Annotated in this window: 14 protein-coding genes and 2 pseudogenes; 7 read left to right on the top strand and 9 right to left on the bottom strand. The window is 60.6% G+C overall.

What is annotated here, in order from left to right:
* Positions 1-7: 7 nt before the first annotated feature.
* The 3 genes and pseudogenes from V7773_RS02970 to V7773_RS30355 form a co-directional block, all read right to left on the bottom strand.
* Positions 8-562: a DUF2975 domain-containing protein gene (locus V7773_RS02970; RefSeq protein ID WP_336072329.1), complete on the bottom strand. Its 555-nt coding sequence runs from the start codon at positions 560-562 to the stop codon at positions 8-10.
* Positions 563-657: 95 nt separating this feature from the next.
* Positions 658-1,089, bottom strand: a pseudogene (locus V7773_RS30360) (methyl-accepting chemotaxis protein); the annotation flags it as partial.
* Positions 1,090-1,197: 108 nt separating this feature from the next.
* Positions 1,198-1,884: pseudogene (locus V7773_RS30355) on the bottom strand (PAS domain-containing protein); the annotation flags it as partial.
* Between the two features lie 307 nt (positions 1,885-2,191).
* Between V7773_RS30355 and V7773_RS02960 the strand changes: the two are divergent.
* The 3 genes from V7773_RS02960 to V7773_RS02950 all read left to right on the top strand — a co-directional run bounded on the left by V7773_RS02960 (position 2,192) and on the right by V7773_RS02950 (position 5,590).
* Positions 2,192-3,610: a short-chain fatty acid transporter gene (locus V7773_RS02960; protein WP_336072415.1), complete on the top strand. Its 1,419-nt coding sequence runs from the start codon at positions 2,192-2,194 to the stop codon at positions 3,608-3,610.
* Between the two features lie 112 nt (positions 3,611-3,722).
* Positions 3,723-4,883 (top strand): hypothetical protein, encoded by a 1,161-nt coding sequence (locus V7773_RS02955; RefSeq protein WP_336072327.1) that lies wholly within the window; start codon positions 3,723-3,725, stop codon positions 4,881-4,883.
* Between the two features lie 179 nt (positions 4,884-5,062).
* Complete coding sequence (locus tag V7773_RS02950) at positions 5,063-5,590, top strand: lysine methyltransferase (protein WP_336072326.1); 528 nt, start codon at positions 5,063-5,065, stop codon at positions 5,588-5,590.
* Positions 5,591-5,600: 10 nt separating this feature from the next.
* On the opposite strand, the gene can is transcribed toward V7773_RS02950, so the two are convergent.
* Positions 5,601-6,245, bottom strand: coding sequence for a carbonate dehydratase (gene can / locus V7773_RS02945; RefSeq protein ID WP_058546018.1), 645 nt, complete (start codon positions 6,243-6,245; stop codon positions 5,601-5,603).
* 132 nt (positions 6,246-6,377) lie between these two features.
* Here can and V7773_RS02940 point away from each other — a divergent pair, with 132 nt between their 5' ends.
* Positions 6,378-6,782 (top strand): serine kinase/phosphatase, encoded by a 405-nt coding sequence (locus tag V7773_RS02940; RefSeq protein WP_336072325.1) that lies wholly within the window; start codon positions 6,378-6,380, stop codon positions 6,780-6,782.
* A 109-nt stretch (positions 6,783-6,891) separates the two neighbouring features.
* Here the strand turns inward: V7773_RS02940 and rimI are convergent, their stop codons facing one another.
* Positions 6,892-7,344, bottom strand: a complete 453-nt coding sequence (gene rimI / locus V7773_RS02935; protein ID WP_336072324.1) for a ribosomal protein S18-alanine N-acetyltransferase — start codon at positions 7,342-7,344, stop codon at positions 6,892-6,894.
* Positions 7,337-8,113 carry an energy transducer TonB gene (locus tag V7773_RS02930; RefSeq protein ID WP_336072323.1) on the bottom strand — a complete coding sequence of 259 codons (777 nt, stop codon included), beginning with the start codon at positions 8,111-8,113 and terminating at the stop codon, positions 7,337-7,339. The genes rimI and V7773_RS02930 overlap by 8 nt, the downstream gene beginning before the upstream one ends.
* A gap of 181 nt (positions 8,114-8,294) precedes the next feature.
* Between V7773_RS02930 and mksB the strand changes: the two genes are divergently transcribed.
* Genes mksB through mksF form a run of 3 tightly spaced genes read left to right on the top strand, consistent with a single transcriptional unit; the run spans position 8,295 to position 13,103 of the window.
* Complete coding sequence (mksB, locus tag V7773_RS02925; RefSeq protein WP_063325220.1) at positions 8,295-9,575, top strand: Mks condensin complex protein MksB; 1,281 nt, start codon at positions 8,295-8,297, stop codon at positions 9,573-9,575.
* On the top strand, positions 9,565-10,266 hold the full coding sequence (gene mksE / locus V7773_RS02920) for an Mks condensin complex protein MksE (RefSeq protein WP_063324364.1): 702 nt from the start codon (positions 9,565-9,567) through the stop codon (positions 10,264-10,266). Before mksB ends, mksE begins: the two co-directional genes overlap by 11 nt.
* Positions 10,263-13,103, top strand: a complete 2,841-nt coding sequence (mksF, locus tag V7773_RS02915; RefSeq protein ID WP_336072322.1) for an Mks condensin complex protein MksF — start codon at positions 10,263-10,265, stop codon at positions 13,101-13,103. Before mksE ends, mksF begins: the two co-directional genes overlap by 4 nt.
* Before the next feature lie 184 nt (positions 13,104-13,287).
* On the opposite strand, the gene V7773_RS02910 is transcribed toward mksF, so the two are convergent.
* Genes V7773_RS02910 through V7773_RS02900 form a run of 3 tightly spaced genes read right to left on the bottom strand, consistent with a single transcriptional unit; the run spans position 13,288 to position 16,853 of the window.
* Complete coding sequence (locus V7773_RS02910; RefSeq protein WP_336072321.1) at positions 13,288-15,591, bottom strand: PqiB family protein; 2,304 nt, start codon at positions 15,589-15,591, stop codon at positions 13,288-13,290.
* Positions 15,584-16,207, bottom strand: coding sequence for a paraquat-inducible protein A (locus V7773_RS02905; RefSeq protein ID WP_336072320.1), 624 nt, complete (start codon positions 16,205-16,207; stop codon positions 15,584-15,586). Before V7773_RS02905 ends, V7773_RS02910 begins: the two co-directional genes overlap by 8 nt.
* Positions 16,194-16,853, bottom strand: a complete 660-nt coding sequence (locus V7773_RS02900; RefSeq protein ID WP_336072319.1) for a paraquat-inducible protein A — start codon at positions 16,851-16,853, stop codon at positions 16,194-16,196. The genes V7773_RS02905 and V7773_RS02900 overlap by 14 nt, the downstream gene beginning before the upstream one ends.
* Positions 16,854-16,953: the final 100 nt, after the last annotated feature.

Below are 16,953 nucleotides of genomic sequence, written 5' to 3'. Positions count from 1 at the left end.
GGGGTTCTCAAACGAAAGTTCGGTTTTCTGAGTCGACTTCACTGGCTTGGGACAGGATCCGGGCAATGATCGCAATACAGGCCGCAAGAAACAAAGCCACAAAGGAGGGGGCGGTAATACTGAGGGTCAACAATCGTTGGCCAACCGGCGCATGGATTGTCATCAGCAGGCTGAGAAACGGCTCGCACAGGAAATCCAACAACACCCACAGCGCAACCGCGCGCCCGACCTTGCCCAGATAGACAGCCGCTTCGCTGGAAAAATACTGGCCATGGGCATACCGCTTGAACAACTGCCGCAAGTTGGCCAGGCCAGCCGCCAACGCCAACAAAGGAATACTCGACAGCAAAATGCCGCCTAGCGATTGCCAGCCGGTCAAGTGCAGCGCCTCTTCGGACAAACTCGACAGCTGTCGTTCGGTCAGGGCAAATCCCAGGCCGTATCGTGACGCAACATCAGGAAAGAGCCAGGCCACGGCATTGACGGCCATCATCGCGACGATGAAGAAAAGCGTTATGGCAGCCATGCGCTGGCTGTACAGGGCAAGACGATTCGTACGCATGTTGAGGCTCCAACAAAATAAGAGGAGCCCAGAACATAGCCATGAAATTATCGCAAAACAATAATTAATATGTAAAAAACAATAATACTCGAAGCTTAGGTCGATAGCTGATTGGCAAACTGGCTCACCGCATCGACCACTTTCTTCGCCCCGTCCTGGATCTCGACGATCACCGTTCCCGCCTCGGCTGCCAAGGCCAGGCCGTGTTCGGCCTGGTGCTGGCCGTCAGTCATCAGGGCCACGGCGTTGCGGGCCATGTCCTGGTTCTGACGGACCACGCCAACGATTTCATCGGTCGCCTGGCTGGTACGCGATGCCAGTTGTCGCACTTCATCGGCCACCACCGCAAAGCCGCGACCTTGCTCGCCGGCCCGGGCCGCTTCGATTGCAGCGTTGAGCGCCAGCAGGTTGGTTTGTTCGGCGATACCGCTGATGGTCTTGACGATGGTACCAATCACCAGGGATTGCTCATTCAGCGCCTCGATGCCTTCGCCAGCGGTTTGCATGTGCCGGGCCAGGTCGCGCATCACGTCCACGGCCTGGGTTACCACCGTCGTGCCGCGCTGGGCGCTGTTGTCAGTCTGCAACGAGGTGCTGTAGGCGATGTTGGCCGCCTCGGCGACGGCTTTTTCCTGGTTGACTTGGTCGGTGATGTTGGTGGCGAACTTGACCACCTTGTAAAGCCGCTCATTGGCATCGAGCACCGGGTTGTAGGAGGCTTCCAGCCAGACCTCACGACCACTGCTGTCGATACGCTTGAAGCGGCCGGCCACGAATTCACCACTGTTCAGGCGCCTCCAGAACTGCTCGTAGGCCGCGCTGTTGTATTCCTCAGGTTCACAAAACATGCGGTGATGCTTGCCCTTGATTTGCGCAAGGCTGTAACCCATGGCGTTGAGGAAACGATCATTGGCCGTCAGTACGTGACCGCCCAGATCGAATTCGATCACCGCCGTTGAACGCACCAACGCGCCAATGAGGTTTTCATGCTCGCGGGACGCCTCGATGGTGCGGGTCAGGTCATTGGAGTACATCGAAAAAAAGCGAACCCGCCCGTCAGCCCCTCGTACGGGCTGGAGGATCGAACGCAGCCAGGCTTCCTGGCCATTGCCTCGCAGCAGGCGCACGGCACCGGAAAAGTGCTCGCCACGGGTCAACGCCGACTTGAAGCGAACCTGGAACTCATTGGTTTTCAAATACCCAGGGACCAGCTCATCCACAGCCCGGCCAATCAAGTCCTGGCTCTTGTAGCGCATCTCGTCGAGAAAATTCTGATTGACCGATTGAATCCGTCCATCGGCGTCCAGGGTGAGGCCAAGCATTTCGCGATCCAGGCTTTCCTTGACTTGCACAAGGCTGGACAGTTCTTGGCGAAGAGCCAGCAGCTCCTGCTTCAGGCGGTTGTTGAACATGGGCAGCTCCGACAGCAGGAAAATTAAATGCTGTTCCCTTGCCATCGGCCCGGCGATTTTTTTCTAAAGAGCGCCTGGAGCCACCAATGAAAATATTCCAGGACACCCTCGAACCCGATAAGCCTCCCATGGTCACTGGATTGTTCTACTGTTGCGCCTGAGCCTTGAAGCCTTTGCCGCCATCAATACCCATAACCATAAAAACGAGGTAATTGCCGTGACCACCGACATCGAAGACAGCCGTTCCGCCCGCTTCGCCTTGCGCTGTTCCAGTTTCGCCGAACGCTGGTTTCCCGACTCCTGGGTCTTCGCCGCGCTGGCGGTGCTGGTGGTCGCCGTGGCGACACAATTTATCGGCGCCACGCCCACGGCGGCGGCCATGGCGTTCGGCGACGGCTTCTGGAGCCTGATCCCGTTCACCATGCAAATGGCCTTCGTGGTGATCGGCGGATACGTGGTCGCCAGTTCGCCACCGGCCGTCAAATTGATTGACCGCCTGGCACGGATTCCGACCAACGGTCGCTCCGCCGTGGCCTGGGTGGCGCTGATCTCCATGGTCGCGTCGTTGCTCAACTGGGGCCTGTCGTTGGTGTTTGGCGGTTTGCTGGTGCGCGCCCTCGCCCGGCGCACCGACTTGAAAATGGACTATCGCGCCGCCGGGGCCGCTGCTTACCTGGGCCTGGGCGCAGTGTGGGCCCTGGGCTTGTCTTCTTCGGCAGCGCAATTGCAGGCCAACCCGGCCAGCCTCCCGCCTTCGATCCTGTCGATTACTGGCGTCATTCCCTTTACCCAGACCATTTTTCTCTGGCAGTCCGGGGTCATGTTGCTGGCGCTGATCGTGATTTCCCTGATCGTCGCCTACGCCACCGCTCCCGGGCCGAACAGTGCCCGTGACGCCGCCGCTTGTGGTATCGACCCCAGTTTCAGCATGCCGGCGCTGCAGCCCCGTACCCGCCCAGGGGAATGGCTGGAACACAGTCCACTGTTGATCATCGCCCTGGTGCTGCTGGCGGCCGGCTGGCTGTTCCACGAGTTTTCGAGCAAGCCTGCGATCAGTGCCATTTCCGGGCTCAACACCTATAACTTCCTGTTCATCATGCTGGGCGCCTTGCTGCACTGGCGGCCGCGCAGCTTTCTCGACGCCGTGGCCCGTGCAGTGCCGACGACCACCGGCGTGTTGATCCAGTTTCCATTGTACGGCTCGATCGCCGCGTTGCTGACCACGGTCAAAGGCAGCGATGCCCAGACCCTGGCCCACCACATCTCGACCTTTTTCGTACAAATCGCCTCCCATGACACCTACGCCCTGTTGATGGGTGTCTATTCGGCGGTACTGGGCTTTTTCATTCCTTCTGGCGGCGGCAAGTGGATCATTGAGGCGCCTTACGTCATGCAGGTGGCCAACGACCTGAACTATCACCTGGGCTGGGCGGTGCAGATCTATAACGCCGCCGAAGCGCTGCCGAACCTTATCAACCCCTTCTACATGCTGCCGTTGCTCGGGGTCCTGGGGCTGAAGGCCAGGGACCTGATCGGTTTTTCCTTCGTGCAGTTGCTGGTGCATACGCCGTTGGTGCTGGTGCTGCTATGGGCGCTGGGGACGACATTGAGTTATTTGCCGCCAGTGATGCCATAAAGCCATAAAAAAGGGCCGAAATTTCCATCGGCCCACTTCTTCTTCGGCCCGGTCTGTTTCAGTATGGATGCGCCCTGTTTTGAGGGGCCCACACGCTGAAAAGGATCTGAGCATGTCCAAACTCGCCGTACTTTCTTTTGCCGCCCTGGCCTTCAGTGCCGCCGCCCACGCCACCGACATTGACGTACAACTGGGCAGCACCGAACGCGTCACTCGACTCTTCGCCTACCCCAACAACTGCAACGTCATCTGCTTTCGCGACTGGACCCTGGAGCAGACCGTCGAGCACTACCTGACCCAAAGCGTGCAGCGCGACGGCTACGGCACGGCCAAGGTCCACGTCAAAATCGATAATGACAAGGTCTATGCCAGCATCAGTGGCGTACCGAACAGCTACGGCCAACCGCTCAAGGCCCTGCTTGACGCCGGGGACCTGGCGTACAACGGCGCATCCAAACTCAACAGCGACAAGAAATGGTCCTATAACTGGTACCTGTTCCTGCCGCTGGGCATGGCCCTGGAAAACCGCAAGAGTGTCGAGTTGCTGCACTTCCCGCCGGATTACTCCCTGACCCAGGCCCAGGACTACCTGGAGTCGGCGACCACCGATCGTTGGGCCACACTGCTGACCGTCAACGGCATTGCGGTTGAACAGACGCCGGCCTACCAGACCATCATCGACATTGCGCCCATCGCAGCGCCGTCCAATGCTGGTAGCACATTGGAGGGGCTCTATAGCTACTTCAACGATTACCAAACCACCATGGTCACACAAGTCACCCAAACCGCCAGCGGCGCCGCATTGCCGATGGTCGCCTTCGGAGCGCCCGTTCGGAACTGGATCAAGACTCAGTACGGCCAGACCGTGAATGTGCTCAGCCTGGCGACCATCACAACCGGTAGCGGGGTCAAGGTTCCGGTCCTGGGCTCCAACCATCCGAGCTACATCTGGTACGCCGCCGACAAGGACAACTACGACGGCGACGAAGCCAAGGCTGATGCCGCCGGCCTGAAAGTCATGGGCCAGGACCTGAGTGCTGCATGCTGGCAGGCCGGCATGGGCAGTAAGCCGGGCACCGACCCGAACACCCTGCTGAACCAGTGCACGCAGACCTGGCAGGTCACGCAGAAGGAGAAAACCTGCGAGTTGTTCTACACCTCGGTTCGGAAACTGAGCGAGGAAGACGCAGCGAAAAAATGCGAAACACCGGCGATCAAGTCGCAACTTCCACAACTGAAGGTACCCATGCCGCTGCCAGCCGAGGCGGTCTAAACCTTGAGGCGTCTTCCCGCGTAGGCTGGCGCTGACGCGGGAAAGCGCCTTTGGCACCTGTCAGAGTCGACAGTAGATGACGCCCCCGACTTGGGCGAAGCTATCAAGGTTTTTTCAACGACCGCCGGCAGGATCGCCAGCGCCAGCAAGTCGAGTGTTTAGCACCGACAAGGACTGTCATGACCACGTTCATCACAGATAGCGCCTATTCACAGCACCGGGATTGCATCTACCCGGAAAAACAACTCAGCACCCGCTTGGGCTACCCCTCGGTGCGCGACTTCGAGGTGCATCACACGACCGACGGCCGCGGCAACGGCATCATCGCCCGTAAACCATTCGCTCCCATGACAAGGATGTGCAGGGTTTCGGGGCTGTTGGTGAGCCGACGGCGCCTGCACACGTTGCAGATCCTGCCGGACGTGCACATGTATGACCCACGCTTCGCCGGATTGCTGCTGCACTCCTGCAACCCGAATGTCTTCCTCGACATGAGCGAATTGTGGCTGTGGTCACTGGCCCGTATCGATGAAGGCGACTGCCTGACGATGGACTACGCCAGTACCGAACAGAAACTGTATCGACAGTTCGCCTGCCGGTGCGGTTCGTACAACTGTCATGGCTGGATTACCGGCTATGACGAACCGCCCAATGAACAGGGAATGAAGTTTCTACGGCACTGGCGCCGTCAATGTCACCGCGACTGACGAACCGGACTCAGGGCGCGCCGACCGGTCGCAGCCGATACTGCGGCGGCAGTTGTTCGAAACCGCTGATCGTGGTGTCCAGGCTCTTCCAGCGTCCGTCCTTGATGCCGTAGATGCAGCCATGGATCGACAGTTTCTGCCCGCGGTGCCAGGCGTTCTGCACGATGCTGGTATGGCCGACGTTGGCCACCTGCTGGATCACGTTCAGCTCGCACAAGCGGTCGACACGTTCCTCCTCGGTCGGCAATTGGCCCAAGGCCTCGCGATGCTCGTAGTACAGGTCGCGAATCGAGCGCAGCCAGCCGTCGATCAGGCCCAGTTGCCGGTCCTGCATCGAAGCACGCACACCGCCACAGCCATAATGGCCGGTGACCAGGATGTGTTTGACCTTGAGCACGTCCACCGCGTATTGGATCACCGACAGGCAGTTGAGGTCCGTGTGCAACACTACGTTGGCCACATTGCGGTGTACGAACAGATCGCCCGGCAGCATGCCAACGATCTCGTTGGCCGGCACCCGCGCATCGGAACAGCCAATCCACAGGTACTCCGGGGTTTGCTGACGAGCCAGCTTGGAGAAGAAGTCAGGATCTTCCTGCTTGATCGCATCGGCCCAACGCGCGTTGTTATCAATCAGATCTTGTAATTCGTTCATGCTGTCTAGCCTCGATTGAGAGTGCGCAACTATGACAAACGACCGTCGGTCAAGGTCACGTCGGCGATGCATTGGAATTCCTGGATGCGCTGCCGGTCGACACCAGTAAGGCCCACAGTATGAGGAATTACCATGAATGATTCACGACGCCCTTTCGATGCGGTGCAACCGGAACCCATCGACGACAATGAAGATCGCATGGGCTCGATGCATGAACTGGAGTTCGACGAAGATGAACCCAGCGCGAAGATCGGTGACGAACTGCCGGAAAACGAACGCGAGCACCTGATGCCTCGCGAACGCGTCCGAGAAGCCGGGATGACCGGGGCTTCGACGGATGATCACGAATCGACCGACGACGACATGAGCCCGGGAACCCTCATTCGCGAAGACGGCGCCCGGGACGCCCACGAGGTCGGGGACGACGAACAGGCGGACTGGGACCTGAGCGTGGTGGGTGAAAATGATATTGGCGGGGGCGATGGGCTGGACGAGGCGGAAATGGCCGATATCGATCCTCTGGATGGCAAGCATTGAGCCGACCCAGTGGGAGCTTGCTCGCGATAGCGGTAGATCAGTTTGCATCGATGTCGAATGTACCGCCGGCTTCGCGAGCAAGCTCGCTCCCACATGGGGTCGCGGTGCTTCAGTCCACCAACGTGCAGGCCATGACCACCGCATCCTCACGCCCGCCCACCGCCGGGTAGTAATCCCGGCGCCGGCCCACTTCATTGAAGCCATAGCGCTCATACAGCCGGAACGCCGTGCGGTTGCTGTCTCGCACTTCCAGGAAGCACTCTCGGGCCTCGGCCTTGTAGGCAATCGACATCAAGTGCTCCAACAGGCGCAGACCCAGGCCACGGCCCTGGTTTTCCGGTTTGACGGTGATATTGAGCAGGTGCGCCTCATCCAGGATGATCTGCACCACGCCATGACCCACTTGCTGCTGGCCTTCGAACATCAGCCAGATCTGGTATTTGCCCAGCCCGTCGAGAAAGATCCCGCGGGTCCAGGGATGGCTGTAGGCCGCATATTCGATTTTCAGCACAGCGTCGAGGTCCGCCTCGGTCATCGGGCGGAACGATAAAGCGTCACTCATTCGATTCTTTCCAGCGCGCCATCAGCCGGCGCATGGCTTGCCAGACATCAGCCTTGCGCTGTGGCGTTTCCATTAACAGTTCCAACCCGGGCAACGCCCAGGCCGAGCCCAGGCCTTCGACCTGCAGTTCACGATTGAACGCCTCGGCATCCGCCTCGCCGGCAAACTTCACCGCCGGCAGGCCGATCAGCCACAGGCACACGCAGGGCTCGTCTTCGAGGCGCGCCGAAACGAACCCCTGGACAAAATCCCGCGCTGCTTCGGGTCCCTGGTCCAGGGTGCCGCGCGACAACAGCGGCCAGCGCACCGGCTCGCCGATGATCTGCGGGCTATCCGGCAGACCGGCGGCGCGCAGCATGTCCTTGAGCAGCAAGTAGGCCGGATCGCGGCTTTGGAACGGCTCACCCGTGGGCAACTCCACCAACAGCAGGCAACGTCCCGCCCGCAACAACTGAAGGGCGAAACGCGGCGGTGCGACGTAGGGGGCCTTGACCGGGGCCGGCTTTTCATCGGCCTCCTCCACCGGCTTGGCGTTGGTACGGGTCGAGGCCAGGCTCGGGCGTGGCACCTCGACTTTCGGCCGCTCGGCCACCGGTTCGGCCACGGTCTTGGCCACGGGCGCCGTCACGACCGGCACACTCTCTACCGGTTCGGGCGCTTCCAACAGCTCGGGCCGCGACGGGGCGGCGAACGGCAATTCGGTACGCGGCAGCCAGTTGACCACCTGCATGGCGGTCAGATAGGCGCGGCGACGGGACTCGATAAGCAAGGGTCGGCCACTTGTGGATAACTGAAAGTGGGAGGGATTCTACCGCCCTTCGAGGCGGATCGCTTCCCTGTTGAGCCAATAGTTGATCGATAGCGAACGACAGTCCGTCCAAGGGGTGAATCGCAACCGGCTCGATGCAGTACAATCGCCGCTTTTAATTGCCAACCCGACGGCCATTGCGATGATCGAACCCAAGCGCGTCTTGCGCGCCCTCGCTGAACACTGGGCATTGCTGGAACCTTTGTGCGAGCACTTCGACCAGGGCACCCTGAGCCTCAACGAATTGCGTTCACAGCTGGCCGCCCAACAACTGGACAGCACGCCCCAGGACATCACCAGCCTGCTGGATGTGTGGATCCGCCTGGACATTCTCGTACCGGTGGCGAAGAGCCCGAACCGCTTCGAGCTCAACGCCCAGATCCATGACTTCCTCGCCTACCTGCGCCGCGAACACCGCCTGGGCCTGTGCCTGGAGATCGAAGCCTACCTACGCCATCTCGAGCGCCTGGCCGGCTATATCCAGGATGCCTTCGACATTCGCGACGGCAACGACCTGGCCCGCCAACTGCGCCTGCTGGACATGCGCGTGCGCGACGTGCTCAAGAAACTCGCCAACGACGAACAGGCCCTGGTGGCCGTGGCCGAGCGGGCCAAGACCAGCGACCGGCAGATCCCGCTGCGTCAGCGTTATGCCGAAGTGCTGGCGACCTGGGACGAATACGTCGAACCGATGATCCAACTGGTGAACGCCGACGGCGCCTTCGAGCAAGGCGTGCGCAAGGTCGAGAACGTGCTGTTGCGCATGCTCACCGAACAGCAGCGCCTCGGCCACCTGGTGGACGACGACATGCTGCTGCGCACCCACGCGCGCATCCTTGAAATGCAGACCAGCGCCCAGTTGACCCTGCGCCATGCCCGTGAACTGCTCCTGCCACTGCGCGAAGAGGCTCGCCGCCACAACGCGGTGACCCGTGGCGCCGCGTTGGCCCTGGCCGCCATTCGGCGCAAAGGCATCGATGCCGTACCGCAGGCCGCCATGCCGCTGTTCACCCGGCCGCAAAGCACCTTCCTGGGCAGCGCCAGCCAGGTCGAAGCCTATGTCTATGCCCTGGCCCGCTTCGAACCGAAACCGGCGCGTTTCCCCAAGTCCCACAAGACCCACAAGGGCGGCGAGGCGCCGCGCGCACCACGCACCGTGCGCGAGATGGTCGAGCGTTGCGAAGACGCCCTGCCGATGCCGGACCTGATGACCTGGCTGCTGGAGCAGGAACCGGACGGCGCCACCGACGAACTGCTGTACTGGTTCTCGCGCCTGTCGCGGGAAAAACGTTTCAAGCGCGAGCGTCTGGAACGCCGCGACTATCACACTCACGAGCATCAGGTCAGCCTGCGCTCCTTCGCCCTGCTCTCGGCCGGCGACACCGCCGCCGAGGATTCTGCGAGCATCCCCCATGCATCTTGATCTATCCGAACTGTCCCAGCTGGCGCCGATCTTTCGCGAGCTGTTCAAGGGTTACCACGTCAGCCGCCGCGACCCGGAGCTGTACGCGCAACTGTCGAACTTCCAGGACCAGTACCGCACGCTGTTCAAGGCCTTGGGCTTCGAACTGGTGTGCGACACCCGTGGCTTCTATTACTTCGTGCCGGACCTGGCCGCCGCGGCGGTGAACAAGACCGCCCAGCGCCTGGCCCTGTTCACCTTTATCCTGGTCGAGCACTTGGCCGACCAGGGCCGCGACCCGATTGCCGTGCTCGACGGCGGCAGCCTGGGCCGCGATGAGCTGCCTTCGCTGCTGGAAAAATACCGCGACCTGTTCATCCAGGCCGAAGTCCAGACCCAGGAAGAACTGGAAGAGAAAATCATGCGGCGCATGACCCAACTGGGTTTCGCCAGCGAAGACAACGGCGTGTACCGCTTCCTGCCGCCGATGCATCGCTTCCTCGACGTGTGCCTGTCGGTCCAGCAGGACCGCGACCTGGCCGCCAGCCTGCACAGTGTGCTGCCGCTGCCCGCGCCGGTGCTGATCGACGAAGACAGCGACGAGAAACTGCTACAGACCGATGATCCGCTGGACCTCAGCGAATTCGAAGGTGAAAGCGAAGAAGACGCACTGGCCCGTGCCATTGCCGAAGAACAGGAGACCGACGCATGAGCAAGGAACGCTACGGCATCCGCCGCTTTGCCCTTTTGAACACCGCCGGCTACAGCCTCGGTTTGTTCCCGCTGGAAGAACCGCTGTCGGTCTATGGCGCGAACAACCTCGGTAAGTCCGCCTCGATCAACGCCTTGCAGTTCCCGATCCTGGCGCGCATGTCGGACATGAGCTTCGGCAAGTACAGCCTGGAACAGTCCCGGCGTTTCTACTTTGCCTCGGACACCAGCTACATCCTGGTGGAAGTCGCCCTGCCCCACGGCCCGCACGTGATTGGCGTGGTCGGCCGCGGCCCCGGCGGCGGTTTCGGTCACCAGTTCTTTGCCTACGCCGGCAAACTGGACCTGGCCCACTATCAGAAAAATGACACCTGCCTGCGGCAGAAAGAGTTGTTCACCAACCTGGAGCGCGAAGGCCTGAAAGCCTACGAGCTCAAGCCCGATGAACTGCGGCGGCTGTTGGTAGGCGGTCATACGTCCATTCCGCTGGACCTGACACTGATCCCGCTGCGCTCCACCAGCGAGCAAAGCCTCAAGACCTTCCGCGCGCTGTTCATCAACCTGCTGCACATGCGCGAAATCACTGCGGCCAAGCTCAAGCAACTGTTCCTCGACGCGTTCGAGCACAGCCTGCGCTCCGGAAGCGTGGACTACATCGCCGCGTGCGAAGAAGCCTTCCGCGACGTACGCCGCATGGAGCAGGACTACAACTCCCTGGTCGCCGCCGGCCCGTTGGTGGAAGCCCTGGCCAATGGCGTGAAGCAGCGCGACATTCTGCGCGGCAAACTGCATCGCCTATCGCCATTGCTCGACTCGTTGCTCGGCACCTGGTCGGACTACGCCAGTGCCCGCAAGGAAGAGCTGACCATCCAGGCCGAACACTACCGCAACGAACAGGATTCGCTGCAGAACGACCAGCGCGGCGGCACTCAGGAGCTGATGCGCCTGGAACGGGAAATCAGCGGCATCCAGCGCTGGATCGGCGAGCTGTCGGTGCTCAAGCATCGGTTTGCCCTGGTGGATGACGTCAAGGTCCTGGAGCAGCAACTGCTCGCCGCCAAGGACGCCCACGACGAACTGGCCGGCGCCCTGGCCCAGTCCCGGCAATTTAGCGCCGAAGACCTGGAAGAGCGTCTGCGGGATCTGGAAAAACGCCTGAAGTCGGTCAAGCAGCAACTCGATCACGCCGACAACAACAGCTACGCCCGCCTGCGGGAAGAGTTCTCGCAGCAGGACGTCGAACGCCTGATGCGCCTGTTCAACAGCGCCCTGTTCAGCCTGCCATTGGGCGAACACGGCATCGCGCTGGACGAGAATGGCGAGTGGGTCAAATCCATGGAGCTGATCCTCGACGGCTTCAAGGGCGAGCGTTTTGAAGTGCCGGGCCTGTCCATCGACCTGTCCCACATCGAGCCACCTGCCCTGCAAGCCCTGGCCGACCGAGCCGCGCTGCGGGACCAGAAAGAACGCCTGGAAAAAGAACTCAAACAGCTCAAGACCCAGCAAGCCGTGGCCGCCGACCGCGCCGCGAGCAAGACCCAGACCGAAGCGCTGTACCAGCAGGTCCTGGATGCGCAAAAGGCCTTGGAAGACTTCCGCCGTACCCAGACCTTGAGCGCCGAGGAAGGCGAGAAGCTCGAACAGCTGGCGCAAATGGAAGCCGCCCAGGACGAACTCAAGCGCTCCAGCGATGCCTTCACCGAGCGCGTCCAGCAGTTGTCCGCCAAGTTGCAGTTGGTGGGCCGGCAGATCGCCGACATGGAAGCCAAGCAACGCACCCTCGACGACGCCCTGCGCCGCCGCCAACTGCTGCCGGCGGACCTGCCGTTCGGCACGCCGTTCATGGACCCGGTCGACGATTCCATGGACAACCTGCTGCCGCTGCTCAATGACTACCAGGACAGCTGGCAAGGGCTGCTGCGGGTCGACGGCCAGATCGAAGCACTGTATGCCCAGGTGCGCCTCAAGGGCGTGGCCAAGTTCGACAGCGAAGACGACATGGAGCGACGCCTGCAACTGCTGATCAACGCCTATGCCCACCGCACCGACGAAGCCCTGACCCTGGGCAAGGCGCGCCGTGCGGCGGTGACCGACATCGCCCGGACCCTGCGCAACATCCGCAGCGACTACGACAGCCTCGAGCACCAACTGGCGTTGTTCAACCGCGAAATCAACAAGCGCCAGGTGTCCAACCTGCAGAGCTTCCGCATCGTCCTGGCGCCGAACAAGGAAGCGCTCAAGCACATCGACCAGATCATCCACAGTGCCGGCCAGTACGAGGAAGGCGAGACGCTGTCGGTGTTCGACCTCAGCCAGAGCGCCGAGCAGGACAACAAGAACGAAGAAGCCAAGGAGTACCTGGCGCGGCTGGTGGCGGCGAACCACAACCAGCTCGGCCTCAAGGACCTGTTCGAACTCGCGTTCGAGATCACCAAGGTCAACGGCCAGCCAGTGATCCACACCGACATCGACGGCGCGGCGTCCAACGGCACTACCATGACCATCAAGGCGCTGACCAACATGTACTTGTTGCTGCACCTGATGGACCGCGAACAGGCCGGCCGCGTGCGCCTGCCGTACTACCTGGACGAAGCGGCGGACATCGACGAGAAGAACCAGGCCGCATTGCTGGAAACCAGCCTGCAACTGGGCTTCGTGCCGATCCTCGCCAGTGTGAAGCCGCAAGTCTGCGCCAGTGTCGCCATCGACCTGGAAGGCGGCAGCGGGCCGAACGGTATCTACATCGACGAAGCGGACTGGAAATACATCCGTCGTCACGATGCGGTGAAGGCCACGGTGAATGTCCAGGCCGACGAGCCGGAGCTGGATCCGGTGTGATGTGAGTAGCCGGGCATGAAAAAGGCCGCGATCTAATGGATCGCGGCCTTTTTCATGGTTAATGCATAATCTGTGGCGAGGGAGCTTGCTCCCGCTCGGCTGCGCAGCAGCCGCTGGCTTTAGGACCGCTACGCGGTCCAGCGGGAGCAAGCTCCCTCGCCACGGGTATCGCCGACCACTATGCTTACTTGCCGAGACTGATCTTCGGCGCCCAGGTCAGCCATTCATCTTCGAATTTATCGAACAGCGGGAAAGTCTGCTCCGATCGAGCCGGATTGCCCATTCGTTCGCCATCCGGCGTTGCAAACGCAATGCCGCCCTGGATAAGCGTTTCAAGCGACTCGGTTCGCACCGTCGCGCCCTTGAACAGACCGAAGTCCAGACCGAAGCCACTGCTATTCCAGAAACGCGTGCCGCTGCGCACCAGCGGCGCGTACTTGGGCTCGATCAGGATATGGATCAGCACCCGGTCCGCGGTCTGGCCCAGTTCATAACCCGTGACCTTGCCCACCGTAATCTCGCGGTAGGTCACCGGTACGCCGATCTTCAACGAACCGCGGCGGGCCGCGCTCAGCACCAGGCTCAATCCCGCTTCGGGCACAGCGCTTTGCGGTGGGTTGGCCAGGGCCACGAAGTTTTTCTGCGGCCCGAGGTTTTTCGCCGAAGGCTGCACTTCAATGTATTGGCCGGTGACCAGCGTTTCCAGGTTGGAGGTCTTCATCAACCCCAACTCCGGCTTGACCACCCAGAACTGGGACCCGACCCGGGCGATGCGCTCGGGCACTTCGGTGATACGCGCCGTGAGCAGCACCGATTGCATATCGGCACTGAGATCAACATCCTCGACCTTGCCCACATCCAATCCTTTGAATCGGATCGGTGTACCACTGCGCAAACCATCGGCGCGATCAACCTTGATCGTGACCTCAGTGCCTCGCTGTTGTGCGGCTTCGTGATCGGCGAACAGGCGGAAACGCGGAATACGTCTTTTCAGCGGCACATTCGGTTCCGGCGTTTCAAAGGCAATCCCGCCGGCCATCAGGCTTTGCAGGGACTCGCTCTTGACCTGGATCCCGCCCGTCAAACCGCCCGTGAGGGTGATCCCACTGGCGTTCCAGAACCGGGTCGAGCCGTTGACCAGCCCTTCGTACTCCTTCTCGATGTGCACACCGATGATCAGTTGTTTCTTCTTGCGGGAGAACTGATAGCTCTGCACCGACCCGACCTTGACCTGCTTGTAGAGGATCGGACTGCCGACCTCCAGCGATCCGAGGTTTTCGGTCAGCAGGACCAGGTGCAGCCCCGGGGAACGCAAGTCCAGCGGTGGAGCTTTTGCCCGAGCTTCGAACTCGCGTTGCGGCGCGCCGCCCTTGTCACCCGGACGCACGGCAATGTAATTGCCCTTGACCAAGGCTTCCAGGCCGGTGATACCTGCCAGGGAGATGGATGGCTTGACGACCCAGAACTGCGTGCCGGTTACCAGGTAATCTTCGGCCAAGGGGTCCAGGGTCAATTCAGCCGTGGCGCTGGCCAGGTCCGGATCGACCTTGAGGTTCTTCAGGCTGCCGACCTGGATACCTTTGTACATGACCGGCGTACGACCGGCCTGCAACCCTTCGAAATCGCTGAGTTTGACTTTCACTCGAATGCCCGCCGCAGCGGCGTCAAAGTCTTCGTAAAGACGGAACGGCAGGCTTGGATCCGTCGGCGGGCTGTCCTTGCGGCTTTCCGGCGTGGCGAAGGCAATCCCTCCGGCCACGATGCTGGCCAGGGACTCGCTGCGCACTTTGACGCCCGAGAGGTTGGCATCGATGCTGATGCCACTGGCGTTCCAGAAACGCGTGTGTTTGCGCACCAGGCTGGCATAGGTCGGCTCGATGAAGATTTTGATCTCGACCTTGCTCTGATCCTCGGACAGCAGGTAGCTCTTCACCTGACCGACCTGAATCTGTTTGTAGAACACCGGGCTGCCACGGTTCAGCGAACCCAACCGATCAGCCTTGAGGGTCAGGTGCAAACCCGGCTTGGCGTCCGACAGCGGCGGCTCTTCGGCCAAGGCCTTGAACTTACGGGTCGACTCCCCTTCACCTGGGCTGATAGCCACATAGTTACCCGATACCAGGGTTTCCAGACCCGTGATCCCGGCCAGGCTCACGCTCGGCTTGACCAGCCAGAAACGTGTTCCGGTCTTGAGGTATTGCTCGACGTCCTTGTTCATCTCGATGGTCGCGACCACTCCCTTGGAGTTGCCTTCGTCATCGAGGGTAAGGGCCGTCACTTTGCCGACCGTCATCCCTTTGTAAACGACTTCGGTTTTGTTGACCTGAATGCCCTCTCCGCTCTCAAAGCGCACGTTGATCTCGATTCCGGTTTCGTTATAAGCCCGCCAGCCAAGCCAGCCGCCGATGATCAAGGCAATCAACGGCAGGACCCAGATGGCCGACCAGTTCGAAGCCGGTCGAGTTTTAGCGGTAGGCAAATCAGTCATGGTCGTCATCCGACTCCGTGTTATCCCAAATCAGTCGGGGATCGAAGGTTACTGCGGCAATCATTGTCAAAATCACTACGCTGGCGAAAGCGATCGCGCCGAGACCGGCTTCAACACTGGCGAGCCGTCCGAAATTCACCACGGCCACCAAAATGGCGATCACGAAAATATCCAGCATCGACCAGCGGCCAATGAACTCGATGAAACGGTACATAAGGATGCGTTGCTGCGCCGACATAGGCTGATGCCGCTGCACGGAAAACAACAACAAGGCGATGCCCACCAGTTTGAAAGTGGGTACAACGATGCTGGCGATGAACACCACGGCGGCAATAGGAATCATGCCGTGTTGAACCAGCTCGATGACGCCAGCCATGATGGTGCTCGGGGCGCCCTGGCCCAGCGAGTTGATAGTCATGATCGGCAACATGTTGGCCGGAATATAAAGAATCGCGGCCGTGATCAACAACGCCCAGGTCCGCATCAAGCTGTTCGGGCGACGGGGGTGAACCAGCGCGCCGCAGCGAGTACAGGTTTGGTTGTCGACCTCAGCATCCTGCCGATTCAACTCGTGGCACTCCGTACAGATCAGAATCCTTGCATCAATCGCCCGCATGGACATCTTCTCCTGATAACGCCTGCCAGATCTGATGGGGTGACATCACCACCTCCAGCCAGACCTGGACCAGCAACAAACTGATGAAGCACACCAGGCCAATACCTACAGTGATGGCCGCCATGTCTGCCAACTTGACGATGGCCACCAACACGCCCATGAGGTAGACCTCAAGCATCCCCCAGTCTCGTAGATGGTGGTAAATGCGATACAGCAACAAACCGTAACTACGGCCAAAATCCAAGCGAATGGACAACAGCACCACCAACTGGCAGAGCAACTTGAGTAGTGGAATGCCCATGCTGCATAGGAACACTACTGCCGCGATGCCTTGCATGCCGGTATCAAACAGACCGACCACCCCACTCCAAACGGTGTCCTGGGAGGACTGCCCAAGCAGATTGAGCTCCATGATGGGTAAGAAGTTGGCCGGCACATATAACAGCAGGGCCGCGATAACCAAGGCAAGGCTGCGTTCAACTACATTATGCCGGTGAGCATAGAGCTCATAACCACAACGGAGGCACTCGGCTTTTTCACCATGGGCCAGTCGAGGCTTGCGCATCAACAGGTCGCACTCATGACACGCCACCAGATCGCTCAGGGGCAGATCTGACAACCTATCAATGTCTGACGGTTCGGGCATAAACAGCTCTGGCTCAGCTAAGGTGGGGCTATTCTAGTGCTCCGGCTCGGAAATAACTGTGCAAATTTATCACGAGCTTTCGCTGACTTTCTTTCAGGCA

It is taken from the genome of Pseudomonas sp. 3JA, from assembly GCF_036961705.1.
Lineage (GTDB): Bacteria > Pseudomonadota > Gammaproteobacteria > Pseudomonadales > Pseudomonadaceae > Aquipseudomonas > Aquipseudomonas fluorescens_Q.
The sequence above is the reverse complement of the archived record's forward strand: the minus strand, read 5'-3'. Positions and strand labels throughout refer to the sequence as shown.